Source organism: Kribbella sp. NPDC023855, from assembly GCF_040639475.1.
In the GTDB taxonomy this organism is placed as follows: domain Bacteria; phylum Actinomycetota; class Actinomycetes; order Propionibacteriales; family Kribbellaceae; genus Kribbella.
In genome coordinates this window covers 258,881-275,299 of record NZ_JBFAAA010000008.1, presented here as the reverse complement: position 1 = coordinate 275,299, position 16,419 = coordinate 258,881, and the positions used below count along the sequence as shown (strand labels likewise).

Sequence of the window (16,419 nt, the reverse complement as noted above, 5' to 3'; positions counted from 1 at the left end):
TCGCGCTCTGCCGTCCCCCAATCCGTGGTGGACGGATTGGCGGCTCATGCCGGTGGCCGCAAGGTCACCGGGAGTTCGACGACCCGGTGTACTTCCGCTGGGTTCCGATTCCCGTCTACGAATCGCCAACTGCAATTGATCGAAAGGACCACGAGATGTTCCGCAAGGCCATCGGCCTCACCGGCGCCGCCGGTCTGGCCCTGACCCTCGGCACGGCGATCCAACCGGCCCAGGCGGTCCAGACGAGCCAGGCGGCGCCGGCTACGGCCGCGGTGCCCACCACCGCCTCCGGAGCATCAGGAGCCTCCGCGGCCTGTGCCCTGGCAGTCGGCTCGTTCAACGCTCAGTGGGGCCAGAACAAGCAGATCGTCACTGCCACCGCACCACCAACGGTCGGGCCGGCGCTGAGCACCTCGAACATCTACCAGTCGCCGTTCGGGATCGGTGTCACACCCACGACCTTCAGTGAGACTCCGATGACGGGTGCGCGGATGGCCCGGGTCGGCAAGATCGTCATGGGCGGGTACCTGTACGACAGCTCGGCCATCGTCCGCTCCGACGGCTCGCTGGTGCGGGGTTCGAACGTGCTGAAGAGGTACGGCGGGGGCTGGTCCAACCTGCGCTTCCTCGTCCAGGCGCGCTACAAGGCGACTGCCGCGAGCAAGCCGTCGCGTACGACGCTGTACGCGCAGGACGCATCGGGCCGGTTCGGGCGCTGGACCGATCTCGGTACGGGTTTCCGCAACACCGGCTATGTCGGCGGACTCAGCACGATGAAGGCGTTCGCGCTGATCGCCACGACGGCGACGTACGACATGTTCCTGGTGAACAACCGGGCCGGCGGGCTGTACACGCTGAAGATCCCGACCAGCAGCCCGCTCAAGCCGGTCGCGACCCCGGTCCGCACGTCGAGCTGGCAAAGCTTCGAAAAGATGATCGCGGCCCCGTGCGGCACGGGCTCGGTCGTCCTCGCGATCGACCGCGACAACGGCGGCTATTGGCTGTACACCGTCGGCCACGCGAACGGTACCAAGACCGTGATCAAGGGCCTCGGCCGCTCCACCCTCCGCTGGGGCGACTTCGACCACTTCCGCTTCGCCCCGGCGTACGACCCGTTGAACGGCGGCTGACCAGCAAAGTCTCCAGGCCGGCCTGGGTGGTGAGCATCGGGCCGGCCTTCCTGTCAGTAGTTCAGCGGCAGTCAGTCTGGCCTGCTGTTGCTCGGCGGCCGCAGCGGTCGAGATGCCGCCGGCAACAAGTCGCGATTACCGAGGAATCGGCGTACGCAGGTTCCTACTCGTGAGGCCCACCACAAAGCCAGTACGTGCCGTGCTGGGCCCACCCTCGGGCCGCGAGCCACAACGTCGCCGCGCTGGGCACTTGCTCGCCAATAGCAGTGCGTCGCCGAGCATCACGTTTGAGCTGCACCGAGCACACAAGATGATGCTGACCTGGTGGGGCTGACAGCGTTCACAGTGCCAACGTCCGACGAGGCCCGCGTCTGGCCGTGCCCGATCAGGAAGCAGGTTCCCGCTCAATTTATTACCTCCGCCAACACAACCTCAATTGAGGTGGCGACCTTCAACTATCCGTGGAACACGAATCCGCAGCCACAGGACGCGACCGTTTTCCCCTATCGGGATGTCCGGCTGTGCGCCGGTGGATTCTCGCGCTGGTTCCTCCGCAGCCAACACCGCGGACGGTACGCCGGTCCAGCTGTACGACTGCAACGGAACCGGTGCCCAGCAGTGGACCCGCCCCGGCGACGGCACGATCCGTGCCCTGGGCAAGTGTCTCGACGTCAACGCAGGATCCCTGGCAGACGGCGCGAAAGTCCAGCTCTGGACCTGCAATGGAACCGGCGCCCAGCTATGGATCTTCACCCCCCCCGCAACGACGTGGTGAACCGAAGGGCGAACAAGTGCCTCGACGTCACCGGCAACAACTCCGCCAACGCAACACCCCTGCAGACCTGGACCTGCACCGGCGCCGCCAACCAGAAGTGGACCGTCTGACCGGCGCTGCGCGGCGGTGGTGGTACGGCGCCGCCGCCGCGGAGCAGGCGGATGACGGGGAGGGTTGCCTGTTCGACAGCCGTCCAACGGCTCCAGATAACAATCGATTATCAACACCCTGGTCCGCGCAGCAGCGGTTAGGTGTGGATCGCGGTTGCGCCCTGTGGATTGGCTGGGACCGGTTCGGTGGTGATTGGTAGGTCGCCGAAGCGACTTTTCATGGCTGCGGCGTAGCGGGCCGCGAGTTCCTGTTCGGCGGTGTAGTCGGCGATGGGGTGGTCGTCGAACCAACCCTTACGCGCCAGCGGCTGGAGGAGCCGTGTTGCTGTGGTTGCGGTTGGGCCTTCACGCTCGGTTCTCCGTACTGCTTGCCTACGGATTGATGCAGGGGCTGCTGGGCTGGCGCCGGAGCCGGAGTCCTCCTGGGGCAGCAGGAGGGCTCCGGCGGAAGGATGGCCGGGTCCCCGGCCGGCGCTCCTTCGTTCGGCGTCGACCGGTTAGAGGTCGGCTTGGTGGAGGGTGAAGAGAGCAGGTGGCGGCCGGGGGCCGCCTGCTCCCGACCGCCACCTTTGCGATCCTTGCGTCGCTGCAGGGACCGCAGCGTGCCGCTGTGTCACCAGATCAGGTGTCGCACTGCCTCGCGGACGTGGTCGGGTACGTGGTCGACCCTGGATGGGCGAGGGCGACCGAGGTCATCGACGGGTCCGGTCTGGGGGTAGACGCGGTCCTCGAACATCAGTGGGGGACTGGCGCAGACTGTGCGGGCCGCTGGAGTGACGTCGTCGAGGAGGTAGGCGTTGACGATGTCGTTGACGCAGCCGTAGCCGCGGATCCCGTACTGGCCGTGGGTGCCGGCGTCATCGACGGCGAGCATGCGTGCGGGGTAATGCCGCAGGCCCGCGGTGAGGTTCTCGAAGGCGGTGGCCGAGTCGAATTCCGCCTGCACCGCGACCAGCGGGCCGAGGCGGCGCGGGTCCGGGTCGGGGAGCTCCTGTGTGGGCAGGGTCCAGTACGGGCAGACTTCAGATGAGAGGGCATACGCTGCGATCGGGTATTTGGGTCCGTCGTGCCGGGCCATCTGATCCCACCACGCGGTGTTGTGCCAATTGCCGCCGTCGCCGCACCGCACCGCGTAGTAGACGCCGCCGATCCGCATAGTTTCACCGGTGGCTTGCCGCGCCGCGGCGAGGACCGGCAACAGTCCCTCGTGGCTCGCGGCATCGAAACTCTGCGGATCGGTCAGGAGTGCGTTGGTGGTGCGGATCGCCGCGGTCAACTCGGCGGCAGATTCGTCGTTCAGCTGGTCCGAGATGTCCTTGGCTACCCGCCTTGTGTAGGCCTCAACACACGCGGTGACGGCCTCTTGGCTCCAGTCCTGGTTCTCGACCAGGCACACCTTGATCTGGCCGAGGATGTAGGCGCCAATTGCGAACGCCTGATCGTCGTAGAGAACCTGCCGGAGAATGGCGTCGATGAAGTCGGGGCCTTGGGGTGAGTCCGCGTACTTGCCGTAGACCGCACGTGCCTGCTCGTAGGCCGCGTTCACCTGGGCGGGGGTGGTGCCGAGATCCTTGTTGAAGGCGGTGATGCGGTTGGTCCAGGGCACGAACTGTTTGTCCCAGTGCCGCTGGAACGCCATTGGCATCAGCTCCCAGGCATCGGCCATGTCGCCCATCCAGTTGGTGTTGGAGTCCAGAACGAGCTTGCCGGCGTGGGTGGGGAAGAGTGCGGCGTACTTCGCGCCGAGCCAGGTGCCGTAGGAGTAGCCGACGTAGTTCAGTTTCTGCTCGTCGAGTACGGCCCGGATCAGGTCCATGTCGTGGGTGGTCTGCCAGGTGTTGATGTACGGGGTGAGCGGGTTGGTTGCGCATCCGTCGGCGATGCCCTTGAGCAGGCCGTGCCGCGCTGCGAACGCGGCCGCCGACAGGTCGCGGGAGCCGTACTTTGCCGCGGCGTCGGCCGCGGCGGTATCCACGTCGCAGATCAGTCGCGTGCTGCGGCCGACACCGCGCGGGTCCATGCCGATGATGTCGTACTGGGCGGCGACTTTGGGTTGTGCATTCCCCAGGACGTACGACAACGAAATGCCGGAGCCGCTGGGGCCGCCGGGGTTGGTGAACAAGATGCCCTTGCGGTGCGCTGCATCGGTGGCCTTGATGCGGCTGATCGCGATGGACAGGTCTTCGCCCTCGCCGGGGTCCCGCCAATCACGCGGCACAGTAATAGTCGCGCACTCGGGCACCGGCGTGAGATGGGCTGGGAACCAGTCACACGCGCCCCATTGCAGTTGCTGACCCGAGTACGTCGATCCAGTGACGTCAGACGGCTCCGAGTAGGTAGAACCGGTGTTGGCGGCCACCGCCTGAGTCGGACTCAGGCCGGTGAGCAGGCCAGCGACCACGACCGACGATGTGGACAGCGCGATCATGCGCCAGCGGCTGGTTTTGCCGTGTCGACGCCGGCGGCTTGCTCTGCGGGTCCGGGGGATCGGTTTCATGAGCGGATTCCTTTGAGAAAGGGCACTCTAGGATCGTGTGCCGAAGGGTGGGGCGCGAGCCCACTGCGCCGAGAGTTCGGCAAGAGGCGCACCACAAGGGAGCTGTGCCGGACAACGGGCCGAGGTCGGGGTAGCCGCCTCGTGAGCCGCCGTCCCACCCGTTGTCCGGTGCAACGGATCGTGGCATCCTGCGGACAGGTGCGGGAAGCCCCCGAGCTGTTCGTATATACGAAGCTGCGTTGATACGAACGGCATTGCACCACTACGGGGTCTCCGTCAGTGAGGAGTTGTCCGACGATGCTCGAACCATTCGACCTCAGCTCGGCCGAGGAGACGCTGTACCTGGCGTTGCTCGACACCAGCAGCCTCACGGTCGACGAGATCGCCGGGTTGCTCGACATAACCAGCACGGGCGTGCAGAAAGCCACGGCCACACTCGAGGCGGCCGGCCTAATCTCGCGGCTGCCCGGAACGCCGTACCGGTATTGCGCCGTGGACCCCGGCATTGGGTTCGCGGCCCTGCTCGCAGCCCAGCACGAACAGGCCCGAGCCGCAGAAGAGAACGTCGGCCGGGCACGTGCCGTAGCCGACCAGCTGGCCGAACGGTACCGCCTGCGCGGCGCGCGCCACCCGGTCGACCTGGTCGAGGTCGTCGTCGGTGAGGATGCCGTACGGCAGCGCGTCTACCAGATCCAGGACGCAGCGCAGCGCGAGGTCCGCGGCATCGACATCCCGCCATACCTGACCAAGCCTGCTTCTGAACTCACCAGCCTCGCAGCGGGCATCACTACGCGATGGCTGTACGACCGCAGCGCTCTCGACGTACCCGGCAAGCTCGATGAGATCGCGGCGATGGCCGCGGCCGGCGAGCAGGGCAGGCTCATTCACAACGCACCGATGAAGATGATGATCAGCGACGACCAGTTCGCCCTGATCGCGCTCACCAGCCAGGACACCGGCACCGTCAGCGCTCTGGTCGTCGGTCCGTCGATCTTCTTCGACGGACTCGTGCGGATGTTCGAGAGTCTCTGGTCGTACGCTGTGCCCCTGCGCCCGACCGACCCGAAACCGGGTGCGGACCTGCCCACACCCGAGGACAGCCAACTGCTCGCGATGCTCGCGACCGGACTGACAGACCAGGCGATCGCCCACCGGCGAGGTGTCAGCCTCCGCACCGTACAGAAACGCGTCGGCCGACTGATGGAACAGCTCAACGCCGGCACCCGCTTCGAAGCCGGCGTCCGCGCCAAAGCGCGCGGCTGGCTATGACCTCGCCGCACCTAACCCGTCGAACTCGACGGGCTACGTACTCGACGGGGCGAGGCGCTCACTGAAGCCGGGTCCGCGCGGCACCGGTGGTGAAGAAAGGGTCCGGTTGTCGGGCTGGCAGTCCTTCGACACGTTCGTCGCCCTGAAGTGCGGCACCCAGAGCATCGGCGGCGGACTCCCGGGTGCTGCATCTAGCGGAGGAACTCCCGCTCCGAGCCCGCATGCGGGGCTCACTTCTCCCAGGTGAACCGCCGTGCAGCTTCGAGTGCGGCCGCCTCCTCCGGGCCAGGCTTTGCGAGCTCCTCAAGGCGAGCCTGGTGCTCACGCAGCCCTTCGTTGCTCTGCCGCTGGCGAACTGCGCGTGCCCGCTTGTCGCGTGCCCTCGACAGGACCGGGGCGAGATCCGCCATCATTCCTGGCGGTATTAGCCCGAGGTCCCCATAAGTCCCGTCCAGCTTGTCACCGTGTAGACGTACCCAGGCGTTGAAGCCTTCGACGTACCTGTTGTAGTTCCCCTGCACCTTGAACCACTGCAGTTTTCTCCGCACGAGACGCCACCCCCGGATTTGCGCATGTTCCACCGACGCGGACTTGTAAAGGTTGTAGAGCGCCACAACCTCCCGGAACGACTCGGCGAGAGGTCCCCTAGCCGGTTCCTCGAACAGAGCTCGCAGAGCTCCGGGGCCTAGCCCCGACTCCTGCAGCATTTTCATGAATTCGCGTTCATTCGAGGACGGTTCCATGCGTTCTCCTTGTCCGTGACGCACTGCCAGTCTCGCAGCCCTCTGTGCGAAGGTTCAACGTCGAACACCAAAGAGACGAACGCCGCTAGTCAGCGCTGTTGATCGAGACAGCCGATCCGGCGTGGTCGAACACCCTCAACGAGCTACGAGACCGGCTCGCAGCTGGACCTGAGACTGGAGCCCGACCCGAGCTGGCCGGCAACTCCCGGTACTCCAACACCCGGCGATGCCAGTCGCCCTCGTCGCCTGGTCCGCGGCGGCGGTCTGGCCGACGAGAACCTGGTCGACGTCGACGAGTTCGAGCTCGCTGCCACCGCTCGAGGACGTCGACGGCAATCCCGGCCAGGTTGTCGCTGAACGACTCCGGGTCCCTGGGCCCCAGAATCCCTACTCACCTACACAACAGCCACAACCTTCGCGCGCACCCTTACCACCTCTCACCTGAGGAACCTCGCTGCTTGAGGGGTCGAGAAGGGAAGCGGATACTCGGCCCCATGGTGGGGAAGGTGTGGTTGGGGGTGGTGCTGGTGCTCGCTCTCGGAGGGTGTGGGTCCGAGGCAGCGCCGGGCTCTACGCCTAGGAGCACCTCGGCCCCTCGGCCGGCGTGGAAGACACCGAGCGGTGACCTGGTGCCGCAAGCTCAACCCACCCAAGCGTTTGTGGAGCGCGCGGGAGTGGTGGCGCGGGTCGTGCGGGCGGCGGGGATTCCGGCGCCGGTGACCGGGGTCTTCTTGTACTCGACGCGGACGCCGGGGCTCGGGTTCGACACCTGGCAGCAGAAGAACTCGTGGTCGTCCGGGCGGGTTGCCTTCGCGGACGGGGTCCAGTTCGCCGAAGGTGGTACGACGCGAGTCGATTTCGCGGATGGGTCGAACGAGACGATGCAGGTGCTCGAAGCTCAGCAAGCTCTGACCGAGGCGATCGGGCGGCCGAACGACATCTGCGAGAGGATGCCGAGCTGCGAAACGCTCACGATCACCGGCGGCTCCTTGACGACGACCGACGTGGAAACCAGCCATGGCCGGGCGACCGTGCCGGCTTGGTCCTTCACGTTGCAAGGCCTGTCGAGACCTGTTGTCGCCGTCGCAGCCCCCGCGGGCGTGCTCAAGTCGCTGCAGTGGCCCGACCCGCTGCCCGGTCTCGCCCGGCTCGAGCAGGGTCTGCTCCGCGTCGGCGTTCTCGACTGGGTCGATGGCAAGACCCTCAGTTTCGAGTTCAGCCACGGGCTCTATGAGACCGACCTCCGGGCCCATGTCGTCGAGTACGACAATCTGGTGGTCATCGGCGGCAGTCACGGTCCATTGCTCCCGGGCGGTGCGGAGGTCGGGAAGACATCGACCGCGGTTGTCACCCTCGGCAAGCCGCTCGGCGACCGGGCCGTCATCGCCGCGAACACCGGCGTACGTCTCACGCCGTACCCGTACCTCAGGCAGTACCTCAGGAAGTGATGGAGGTGAAGGCTCGGGTTTGGTCGGTGAGGGCTGGTTCGACGGGGAGGCGTTCGAGGGAGGAGGCGCCGTAGAAGCCGTGGATGAGTGTGGATCCGGCGCGGCGACTTCAACGTCACCAACTTCGATAACGTCTGGGCGCTCATCCGTGCCGGCGTCCACCGGGCTGCCCAGATCACACGAGCCGGTCACCGCTGCTCAGTATCTGATGTGCTCGCACGAACCGTCGCGCTGCCACTGGACGTAGCCACCGCGAACACCGCCGCCGACAGCCCGCCAGAGCGCTCGCGCATCGGCTCCGGAATGACCACTGAATGTGTGCCAGGTCAGCCGCGGGTGATCAGCCCGTAGTGCAGCCAAGCCGGCGGGCGACACCAGGCCGGAGACTCAGGATTTGTCGGGGGAGTGGCTAGCTTCAGAACTGCTGCGTGCGGTGAGCGACGTCCGGGCGGGAGGTGTCCCAGCGGGCGCGATGAAGGAGGCTGAAGTAAGACACGAGCTCCCATCTGCACCGGTGCAAAAGCGAAGTACGTCTCGGAGATCTTCTGGCGCTCCCGATCGGCGGGGGTGCCGGTATCGCCAAACTTTGTCAGCGCGTGGCGGTGTATCCGAGGGTCAGATTTGCGCGAGGGTGGTGAGGAGGTTTTTGACCAAGGGGTTCGTGTCGGTGCGGCGCCAGGCGACGGCGACTCGGGTTCGTACGTCGGCCGGGGTGGTGCGGCGGAAAGCTACTCCTTGAAGGCGTAGGCGGCGGATGCTGGCGGGGGCGAGGGAGATTCCCAGGCCGGCTTCCACCAGGGCGCAGGTGGTTTGCCACTCCACCGCGTGCTGGACCACCTGGGGCTCGAAGCCTGCAGACCGACACAGATCGACGATCTGATCGTGAAGTTGCGGTCCGAGCACGCGAGGCGGCAGCACGAACGGCAGACCGGCCAGTTGGTCCACCCCGACGGTTCGCTGGGCGGCGAGAGGATGAGCTGACGGCAGAACGGCGACGAATGGCTCCGTCAGTACGGTGCTGAAAAGGAGTTCCGGGTCGTCGGCCGGAGGCTCGCGCAACAGGCCGATGTCGATGGTCTTGTTCTGCAGTGCCTCGAGTTGTGGCGCGGTCGTCATCTCACGGATGTCGACGGCAACGTGGGGGAACCGCTCCCGGAACGTCCGGAGCAAACTGGGTAGGACGGTCAGCGCTACCGATGCGGCAAAGCCGATCCGCAGGCGTCCGGCGCTTCCGCTGCCGGCGGCTCGGGCCGCGATGAGCCCGTCCGCGAGTTGGGCGAGGGCCTGCCGCGCGGCGGGCAGCAGCTCCTGCCCGGCCGGGGTGAGCGCGATTCGCCCGGGACCCCGGTGGAACAGGCTGTGCCCGACCTTGTCCTCGAGGCGACGGATCTGCTGGCTCAATGGCGGCTGGGCGATACCCAACCTCGCCGCGGCCCGGCCGAAGTGGAGTTCTTCGGCGAGGACGACGAACGCGTGCAGCTGGCTCGACGCGAGTTCCGGGCGTTCCATATCATCAGAGATATCAGATGATGCCCACATTTGTATTGGGCATATCAGCGGCCATCACCTACTGTCCAAGGCGTGACAGAACGACGCGCAATCCTCAGCGGCTCAGTGTTCGAGGAACAGATCGGGTACGCCCGCGCCGTGGTCGACGGCGACTGGGTGCACGTCTCCGGCACCACCGGGTTCGACTACGCCGAGATGACGATCTCCGAGGACGTCATCGAGCAGACCGAGCAGTGCCTGCGCAACATCAAGGCCGCGCTGGCCGAGGCGGAGTGCACGTTCTCCGATGTCGTCCGGGTGCGGTACCTGCTGCCCGACCGGAACGACTTCGAGTCGTGCTGGCCGAGTCTGCGCCGTGCCTTCGGCGAGGTCCGGCCGGCAGCCACGATGCTGGTGTGCGGGTTGGCCGATCTCCGGATGAAGATCGAGATCGAGGTCTACGCCCGACGGTCCGCCGCTTGACCGGCCTGTGGTCCGCTGCGGTAGCGCTGTAGGCGAAGGGCACTATCCCGATCGCTAGGCCGCCGATACTTCCGTGTGCCGCGAGTTGCGGGCAGGGGCGTCCGCAGGATCCGACCTCGACGTTGCGCTTGTCGACGTGTTCGGCGAAGTCGATCGACTCGATGCTGGAGGGGATCTGCTACTTCTCGGCCGGTCCTTGGTTGCGGCGTCGGTCGAGGAATTGCTGGTTTCCGTCGGCTCCAGATTGGCGGACAAACCGTTGCAGAGCTGCAGGTTGTTGCAGTTCTCTAACACGCGTCAGCCTGTCGGTGATGTAGCGGTTGCTGGCCAGTTTCGGTGACCCGCCTGTCATCAGTGCTTGATGCGATCGCATCGCCAGCCGCCGCCGCTCCTGTCCTGGGTTGGTTGCGACGGGTCAGGCGCGCGAGGCGGGTCGGCCGATCAAGCGTGTGGTCTTGTTGTGGCGTTTCGCGCCTTGCGGTCTTGAGTTGTGCCCGGGCGTGGTCGAGTTTGTCGGTCTACTAGGGTCCCCTCGTATGACCGAGGGATTCATCTGTTCATGCTGTGGGGAGCACCATTCGGAGTTGCCGATGGCCTTTCATGTTGAGGCGCCGGTGTACTGGGGGTCCGAGTTGGTTGACATGGCTCGGAGTGAACTCAGCTCTGATCAATGTGTGATCAATGGTGAGCACTTCTTTGTGCGCGGTCTGATCGAGCTGCCGGTGGTGGGGCTGGCTGAGCCGTTCGTGTGGGGGGTCTGGGTGTCGCTCAGTGAGGAGAGCTTCCAGCATGTCTCCGATCGCTGGGACTCGCCGGGGCGTGAGGACGACGATCCGTACTTCGGTTGGCTGTCGAGCGCGCTGGACTACGAACCGTCCACCCTCAACCTGAAGACCATGTTGCACAGCCGGCCCGTCGGTGAGCGTCCGTGGATTGAGCTGGAGCCGACCGGCCACCCGCTCGCCCTCGAACAACACCACGGCATCAGCCAGGGTCGTCTCCAGCAGATCGTCGAAGCGGCCCTCCATCCATTGAACTGACGCACGATACGACTGATTGAAGCTCCCTAGCGCGCCCCGCATCTGAGCCGGGTCACAACTTCAGTTGTGCGGCGGCGACCGGCCAGATGAGCTTTGCGGCGGTGGCCTGGCCGTGCACGTTCAAGTGGCTCCAGTCGCTGGAGAAGTTCTCCAGGCGGTCGGCATACGCGGCACGTACGCCGTTGTCAGTGCGGCAGTTCGGTACCGTGGCGCAAACCCTGGCTTGCTCGGCCTCGTAGCCCTCGATGATGGACGTCAGGGTGTCGAAGTGCTCCTTGGCGAGTCGTCCGTCAGGCGCGTAGAAGTCGCATTCCCCGGTTCCAGTGAGGCGTTCCCGCATGGCCGGGTCCTGAGCGACGAGTATCTCGACGAACGACGGGCTTGGTCGGACGAGTTGGCCGACCACGAGGATGCGGGAGTTGGGGGACGCCGTACTGACAGCCTTCAGTGGCTCGGCGACCGCGGCGCCCGTCGCGCCTGCGCCGGCAGCGCGGACGCGAGTGCGCCGTTTCGGCGGTGTTGGCGACATGCCCCTCGGTGGCGGGTCGGGCGGCCACCAACCGCTGGTAGATGCTGTGGACCGCTGGGGAGGTACCTGTCGCCCAAAAGTTTTCGGGGGCCGCCTGGCGAGGACGGCTTGGATCGGAGCCTGCACCGGTCAAGCCCGAGTGTCCGATCGCGACAATCCCGACCGGGTCGGCCGGCGAGGCGGGTGATGAAGTGGCCGGGCTGACTGAGGCCCTGGATCGACGGAACTCTGGTTGGGTTCTTGGCGTCGAATGGGTTTGGTGGCGGGGCAATCGGGGCGCTGCGGCGTGAGGAGTAAGTGTGGATTCGACCGGAGTGTTATTCCTGGTGCTGGCTGTGGTGGGGGTCGGTATTGGGGTGGCCGTGATTGTGCGGCGCCAGCGGTATGTGCGGTCGTTGCGGGAGCGGGGGTGGGCCTTTGACGGTAGTCCGTCGTTGGATGTTGTGGCGGGGCTTGGGAATCCGCCGTTCGGGCTTGGTTTCCGGCGGGATCCTGATGACCGGATCAGCGGGCTGACCAAGTCGGGTCGGGCGTTCCAGGTGATTGAGTACGGCGCTGAGAACTGGAAAGGGTGGGTCGGGATGGTCACGCTGTCTCGGCGGTTGCCTGAGCTCTGGGTCATGGCTGGGCAGGCGCAGTTGCGGTACGGCGTGGTTGCGAGCAAGGTGGCGGTTCCGGCTCAGCTGGGTTCGGGCTGGCGGATCGGTGCGCTCGATCCGGCGTACGCCGCGGAGGTATTGACCACGCAGGTTTGTGAGCAGCTGAAGGCAATGGCCGCGGTACATCCCGATCTGAATCTCGGGATCGACGGTGACCAATTGGTCGTACTGGATCCACCGCGCAAGGACGCCGAGATCCTTGCTCCCTGGCTGGAGCAGCTCGCCACCGTAGCCGGGGCGATCGACGCAGCGGCGATAGACAGCTGGGTCCAGCCCGAGCCGCCGCTGCGGATGAGGTTCTACCAGCATCCGGATTGGTACTGGGTCGGTGAGGACGACAGCCTGCTGGAGACGACGCCGGTGAAACGGTCGGGTTATGACCACGGCACCAAGGACGTGATCCGGGGTCGTGACGGCGACGGGCCGCCATTCGTCGCGTTCGTGCACGAGTGGAAGACGCGCCGTACCGAGAGCTACACCGACAGCGAAGGCCGCAGTCAGACGCGGACCGTGGTCGAGAACCACAGCGAGACGATCCTCGGGTTTCAGTTGCCTGCCCGAATGCCGTACTTGAAGGTCGGGCTGCGCGGGATCGGGCGGGGCATCAGCTTCGAGAGCGGTGCGTTCAACGACCAGTTCGCGGTGCATGCCGACGACACGAAGTACGCGTACGACGTGATCCACCCGCGCCAGATGGAGTACCTGATGGCGAACCCGCCGGCCACCTTCGAGTGTGTGGACGACTGGGCCTGGTTCGAGGTCGACGTCCACAGCCAGGAAGTGATCGGCCACAGCTCCCACTTCCTCCGCGGCTTCCTGTCCCGCATCCCCCGCTTCGTCTGGCGCAACCTCGGCCTCCAGGACTCGCCGTACCCACCCTTGGACCTGACACCATCCCGCGGCGCGTAGTACCGCACCCACCGCCGTGAAGACGCAGGTCATGCAGTGGAACTGCAATCAGCTGTCGTATTCGTCGGGAACGCGCATCGCCGGACCGCCGACCTGTAGGCCAAGGGGAGTTGCGCGGCCGGATGGTTCCTCCCACTCCTCCTGGCGGCCGAGGGCGGTGAGGTCCAGGTAGTGGTAGCCGTTGTGGAACTCTTCGATGCCGCGACCGAAGGTGGAGTAGGTGTGGAAAAGTACTGGAGCACCGGCGCGCCCCGGTCGTCGAGGGTGGTGTGGAAGTCGTAGTTGAAGTCGCTGCCGCAAGAGGAGTACCAGGGGAAGGTCAACCCATCCGCTCGCGGTACGCCGCGAGTTTCGCGTACGGCGCCCGCGACACGGCCACGAGTGTGGTGTTGCGGACGTGCAGTTGGCGCAGCCTGCCGATCCCGTCGGTGGCGGAGGAACAACTCGAGCAGCCCTGGTCCCAGTCCGGGCCGAACATGAAGTGGTGCATCACCAGCTGCGGCCGGCGGCCTGGGGGTGCACTAGCGTGCGCGGATGACTGGTCTGGGGCGGTTCGACGAGGACGACTACATGCCGGACTTCGGCTTGCTGGTGGTGCGCGACAGCGACGGGGGTCACTGGCCCGACGGCGATGATGCTCATCCGTGCGGGACGGTCGTGCGGACCGGCGACGGCTGGCTCTACGCGGGTGCCGGCGACGGGCTGGCTGCGGAGGTTTCGTCCGACACCGCTTGTTGGCGAGTTCTGACACCGCCGGGCACGTGTCGGTGCCGCGGATGTTGGTTTGCGTCGACACCGCTTCCGCTCCCGACGGGTGTCAGGTTGTCCGCTGCTTTGTGGCTTGGGCCAGACGGTAGGAGTCGGTGCCGGTCTCGAGGATGGTGCCGCCGAAGGTGAGTCGGTCGACGATGGCTGCGCATAGCCGGGGGTCAGTGAAGGTGTTGGTCCAGCCGCCGAAGGAGTCATTGGACGCGATCGCGACCGAGGCCTTCTCCTCACGCTCGGTGAGGACCTGGAAGAGGAGTTCCGCGCCGCGGCGGTCGAGTTGCATGTAGCCGAGTTCGTCGATGCACAGCAGGTCGACGCGGCCGTAGCGGGCGATGGTCTTCGCCAGCGTCATCTCGTCGGCGGCCTCGACGAGCTCGTTGGCAAGCTGGGTCGCCAGGGTGTACTTGACCCGGTAGCCGGCCATGGCGGCCTCGGTGCCGAGTGCGATCAGCAGATGGGACTTGCCGGTGCCGGAGTCCCCGATCAGACACAGCGGCTGTCCCTTCTGGACCCATTCGCACTTGGCGAGGGTGTGGATCACGGCGGGATCGATGTTGGGGTTGGCGTCGAAGTCGAAGGCCCGCAGGGACTTCTCGCGGGGGAAGTTGGCGGCCTTGATCCGGCGTTCGGACCGGCGTCGGGCGCGATCGTCGCACTCGGCAAGCAATAGTTCGGCGAGGAACCCGCGGTAAGACATCTGCTCACGCCCTGCCCGGTCGGCGTAGTCGGTGAAGGAGTTGCGGATGGTGGGCATTCGCAGCATCCGGCACGCTTGGTCGATCGCGGCGTCGGCTGCTTCTTCGGTCATTCCACGGCGCTTGGTCGTCACGGTGCGGCTCCTTCGTTCGGGGTGTCACGTCGGCTGGCCAACAGCTGGTCGTACTTCTCCACGCTCGGCAGCGGCCGAGTGTCGGCCGGGATGTGGGCGCGGAGCCGGCGCTCGGTCAGCGATCGCACGGCAGGGATCTCGCCTTCTCCGCGTGCCCTGTCGCCGCTCATCAGGGACTGGTGGTCCGCTGTCGTGTCGTCGGCTCCGCCGTCTGCTGTGTCGTTGTACTTGCGCGCTTCCAACGCGACAGCGTCCGCGGTGAGCGCGCCTGCACGCAGCGCCGTCGCGAGTCCGGCGACGACGTGGTCGTGTGGAAGGTGCCGGTGCAGCATCAGGACCTCGATGAGGGCACGGGTGCCGTCGGCGTCACCGTGGGCCTTGCACGCCGCGGCCCACCAGGCGTCGTGAACGGGCGTGAACCGCCCGGATGCCCTGGCCTGCTCCAGCGCTGTCGCACCGGGTAGCGCGCCCGGTTTGCGGAGGAGGACCTCGAGATAGTGGTCCAGGTCGACCCGGGTCGAGCCCTTGGTCATGAGCCGTTCGTGGCGGGCGATCTCGGTCCTGCGTCGAACACGACCAGGTCGGTGGCGTTCAGGAGCACCCCGGCTTGACGGCCGACCATGCGCGCGGGCACGGAGTACTTGTTCATCCGGACCGTGACCTGGGCGTACCGGTCCACGCGCGGGGTGAACCAGCGGCCGGTCTCGAACGGCTCGGTCGGAAGGGGCGCGAGGAGTGGCTGCTCGGTGGCGAAGTGTTCCCCGACCGTGCGGGCGCAGGACCCGATCCGCCGGGCATCGTCGGCTTCGTCCCAGGCGTCGACCATAGCGTTGAGCTCGTCTAGGGAGTCGACCTCGGGGATAGGGACGAGGTGGTTGCGTCGGAACCAGCCGATCTGCCCCTCGACGCCGCCCTTCTCGTGCGCACCTTGGACTCCGGGCTGGCAATAGAAGGCTTCGATGCCGTAGTGGGAACGGACGGCGGTCCACCTGTCGGCCTCGACCCGCTGGCGGGAGAACCCGATCACGCTCGCGACGGCGGCCTTGAGGTTGTCGTCGCGGATCCTCCCGGTCGGCACCCCGCCGAGCACGTTGAAGGCGTGGACGTGACCCTCGAAGAAGGCTTCCTGCCCAGCCGAGGCACTGACCCTGTGCACGGCCTTGCCAGAGTAGGAGAGCCGAAGGCTGAACTGCGCGCAGATTACGAGCTCGCCGCGCAGGCGGATGGCGACGTCGCCGAAGTCAACCTCGGCCTCGCGGCCCGGGAGGTGCTCTTGCGGGATGAACGCGTTGGCAGGTTCCCGTCCGACCTCGACGCGAATCTCACGGCGTCGGGTGGCGACGTACTCGCGGACCATCCAGTACGACACCACCCCGGCCCCGTAATGTTCGTCAAGCAGTCGATCGAAGATCCGCTTCGCCATGTGTCGCTGCTTCCGCGGCGCGTCGAGGTCCGAGCGCAGCCAGTCGTCGATCACCACTCGGTACGCGTCAAGCCGGGAGCCGCGTGTGGGCGGTTGCGTTCTCTCCTTCGGCCATGCAGATTCCAGCGCCGCTGTCACGGTTCGGAAGCCGACGCCGTGCTTGCGCTGCAGCGCGCGGTTGGACATCCCAGATCGGGCATCCCGTCGGATCGCCGCGTACAGGTCGACCCGGGAACGCGGCTGCGTCATCGGTGGCACTCCTGACGTGAGCACGCCGTGGGCACGACTTTCGGCACCGGGCCACCGCCCGGGAACGGCG

16 protein-coding genes and 1 pseudogene are annotated in these 16,419 nt (G+C 66.4%); 8 read left to right on the top strand and 9 right to left on the bottom strand.

Annotated elements, in window-relative coordinates; genetic code table 11:
* The first annotated feature begins 155 nt into the window (after positions 1 to 155).
* From AB0F51_RS26975 to AB0F51_RS26965, 3 genes are all read left to right on the top strand, one after another.
* Positions 156 to 1,130 carry a hypothetical protein gene (locus tag AB0F51_RS26975; RefSeq protein ID WP_360284399.1) on the top strand — a complete coding sequence of 325 codons (975 nt, stop codon included), beginning with the start codon at positions 156 to 158 and terminating at the stop codon, positions 1,128 to 1,130.
* A 511-nt stretch (positions 1,131 to 1,641) separates the two neighbouring features.
* Positions 1,642 to 1,905 carry a ricin-type beta-trefoil lectin domain protein gene (locus AB0F51_RS26970; protein WP_360284398.1) on the top strand — a complete coding sequence of 88 codons (264 nt, stop codon included), beginning with the start codon at positions 1,642 to 1,644 and terminating at the stop codon, positions 1,903 to 1,905.
* Positions 1,872 to 2,015 carry an RICIN domain-containing protein gene (locus AB0F51_RS26965; protein WP_360284396.1) on the top strand — a complete coding sequence of 48 codons (144 nt, stop codon included), beginning with the start codon at positions 1,872 to 1,874 and terminating at the stop codon, positions 2,013 to 2,015. The genes AB0F51_RS26970 and AB0F51_RS26965 overlap by 34 nt, the downstream gene beginning before the upstream one ends.
* 613 nt (positions 2,016 to 2,628) lie before the next feature.
* Here the strand turns inward: AB0F51_RS26965 and AB0F51_RS26960 are convergent.
* Positions 2,629 to 4,512, bottom strand: a complete 1,884-nt coding sequence (locus tag AB0F51_RS26960; protein WP_360284395.1) for an alpha/beta fold hydrolase — start codon at positions 4,510 to 4,512, stop codon at positions 2,629 to 2,631.
* Positions 4,513 to 4,809: 297 nt separating this feature from the next.
* On the opposite strand from AB0F51_RS26960, the gene AB0F51_RS26955 reads away from it, so the two are divergent.
* Entirely contained in the window at positions 4,810 to 5,781 is a 972-nt protein-coding gene (locus AB0F51_RS26955; protein ID WP_360284394.1) for a helix-turn-helix domain-containing protein, read from the top strand.
* A gap of 230 nt (positions 5,782 to 6,011) precedes the next feature.
* Here the strand turns inward: AB0F51_RS26955 and AB0F51_RS26950 are convergent, their stop codons facing one another.
* A complete protein-coding gene (locus tag AB0F51_RS26950) occupies positions 6,012 to 6,524 on the bottom strand; it encodes a hypothetical protein (protein WP_360284392.1) in 513 nt (170 codons plus the stop codon).
* Between the two features lie 629 nt (positions 6,525 to 7,153).
* Between AB0F51_RS26950 and AB0F51_RS26945 the strand changes: the two genes are divergently transcribed.
* Positions 7,154 to 7,972: a hypothetical protein gene (locus tag AB0F51_RS26945; protein ID WP_360284391.1), complete on the top strand. Its 819-nt coding sequence runs from the start codon at positions 7,154 to 7,156 to the stop codon at positions 7,970 to 7,972.
* Here the strand turns inward: AB0F51_RS26945 and AB0F51_RS26940 are convergent.
* Positions 7,962 to 8,057 (bottom strand): hypothetical protein, encoded by a 96-nt coding sequence (locus tag AB0F51_RS26940; protein WP_360284463.1) that lies wholly within the window; start codon positions 8,055 to 8,057, stop codon positions 7,962 to 7,964. The genes AB0F51_RS26945 and AB0F51_RS26940 overlap by 11 nt on opposite strands.
* Positions 8,058 to 8,587: 530 nt before the next feature.
* Entirely contained in the window at positions 8,588 to 9,481 is an 894-nt protein-coding gene (locus AB0F51_RS26935) for a LysR family transcriptional regulator (protein ID WP_360284390.1), read from the bottom strand.
* A 72-nt stretch (positions 9,482 to 9,553) separates the two neighbouring features.
* On the opposite strand from AB0F51_RS26935, the gene AB0F51_RS26930 reads away from it, so the two are divergent.
* Both AB0F51_RS26930 and AB0F51_RS26925 read left to right on the top strand, forming a co-directional pair.
* Complete coding sequence (locus tag AB0F51_RS26930) at positions 9,554 to 9,943, top strand: RidA family protein (RefSeq protein ID WP_360284388.1); 390 nt, start codon at positions 9,554 to 9,556, stop codon at positions 9,941 to 9,943.
* 536 nt (positions 9,944 to 10,479) lie between these two features.
* Positions 10,480 to 10,983 carry a DUF2199 domain-containing protein gene (locus tag AB0F51_RS26925; RefSeq protein ID WP_360284387.1) on the top strand — a complete coding sequence of 168 codons (504 nt, stop codon included), beginning with the start codon at positions 10,480 to 10,482 and terminating at the stop codon, positions 10,981 to 10,983.
* A 52-nt stretch (positions 10,984 to 11,035) separates the two neighbouring features.
* On the opposite strand, the gene AB0F51_RS26920 is transcribed toward AB0F51_RS26925, so the two are convergent.
* Positions 11,036 to 11,512, bottom strand: a complete 477-nt coding sequence (locus AB0F51_RS26920) for a hypothetical protein (RefSeq protein ID WP_360284386.1) — start codon at positions 11,510 to 11,512, stop codon at positions 11,036 to 11,038.
* Between the two features lie 581 nt (positions 11,513 to 12,093).
* On the opposite strand from AB0F51_RS26920, the gene AB0F51_RS26915 reads away from it, so the two are divergent.
* Positions 12,094 to 13,080, top strand: coding sequence for a hypothetical protein (locus tag AB0F51_RS26915; protein WP_360284384.1), 987 nt, complete (start codon positions 12,094 to 12,096; stop codon positions 13,078 to 13,080).
* Between the two features lie 48 nt (positions 13,081 to 13,128).
* Here the strand turns inward: AB0F51_RS26915 and AB0F51_RS26910 are convergent, their stop codons facing one another.
* The 4 genes and pseudogenes from AB0F51_RS26910 to istA form a co-directional block, all read right to left on the bottom strand.
* Complete coding sequence (locus AB0F51_RS26910) at positions 13,129 to 13,380, bottom strand: DUF899 family protein (protein ID WP_360284383.1); 252 nt, start codon at positions 13,378 to 13,380, stop codon at positions 13,129 to 13,131.
* Positions 13,381 to 13,399: 19 nt separating this feature from the next.
* A complete protein-coding gene (locus AB0F51_RS26905; RefSeq protein ID WP_360284382.1) occupies positions 13,400 to 13,570 on the bottom strand; it encodes a DUF899 family protein in 171 nt (56 codons plus the stop codon).
* A gap of 327 nt (positions 13,571 to 13,897) precedes the next feature.
* Positions 13,898 to 14,677, bottom strand: a complete 780-nt coding sequence (istB, locus tag AB0F51_RS26900; RefSeq protein WP_360284380.1) for an IS21-like element helper ATPase IstB — start codon at positions 14,675 to 14,677, stop codon at positions 13,898 to 13,900.
* Positions 14,674 to 16,349, bottom strand: a pseudogene (gene istA / locus AB0F51_RS26895) (IS21 family transposase). Before istA ends, istB begins: the two are co-directional and overlap by 4 nt.
* Positions 16,350 to 16,419 lie beyond the last annotated feature (70 nt).

Coding starts and splice junctions, on each gene's coding strand:
- AB0F51_RS26965 (WP_360284396.1), top strand. CDS start 1,872: ATGGATCTTCACCCCCCCCGCAACGACGTGGTGAACCGAAGGGCGAAC.
- AB0F51_RS26905 (WP_360284382.1), bottom strand. CDS start 13,570: ATGCACCACTTCATGTTCGGCCCGGACTGGGACCAGGGCTGCTCGAGT.
- AB0F51_RS26955 (WP_360284394.1), top strand. CDS start 4,810: ATGCTCGAACCATTCGACCTCAGCTCGGCCGAGGAGACGCTGTACCTG.
- AB0F51_RS26970 (WP_360284398.1), top strand. CDS start 1,642: ATGTCCGGCTGTGCGCCGGTGGATTCTCGCGCTGGTTCCTCCGCAGCC.
- AB0F51_RS26960 (WP_360284395.1), bottom strand. CDS start 4,512: ATGAAACCGATCCCCCGGACCCGCAGAGCAAGCCGCCGGCGTCGACAC.
- AB0F51_RS26975 (WP_360284399.1), top strand. CDS start 156: ATGTTCCGCAAGGCCATCGGCCTCACCGGCGCCGCCGGTCTGGCCCTG.
- AB0F51_RS26935 (WP_360284390.1), bottom strand. CDS start 9,481: ATGGAACGCCCGGAACTCGCGTCGAGCCAGCTGCACGCGTTCGTCGTC.
- AB0F51_RS26950 (WP_360284392.1), bottom strand. CDS start 6,524: ATGGAACCGTCCTCGAATGAACGCGAATTCATGAAAATGCTGCAGGAG.
- AB0F51_RS26925 (WP_360284387.1), top strand. CDS start 10,480: ATGACCGAGGGATTCATCTGTTCATGCTGTGGGGAGCACCATTCGGAG.
- AB0F51_RS26915 (WP_360284384.1), top strand. CDS start 12,094: ATGGTCACGCTGTCTCGGCGGTTGCCTGAGCTCTGGGTCATGGCTGGG.
- AB0F51_RS26920 (WP_360284386.1), bottom strand. CDS start 11,512: ATGTCGCCAACACCGCCGAAACGGCGCACTCGCGTCCGCGCTGCCGGC.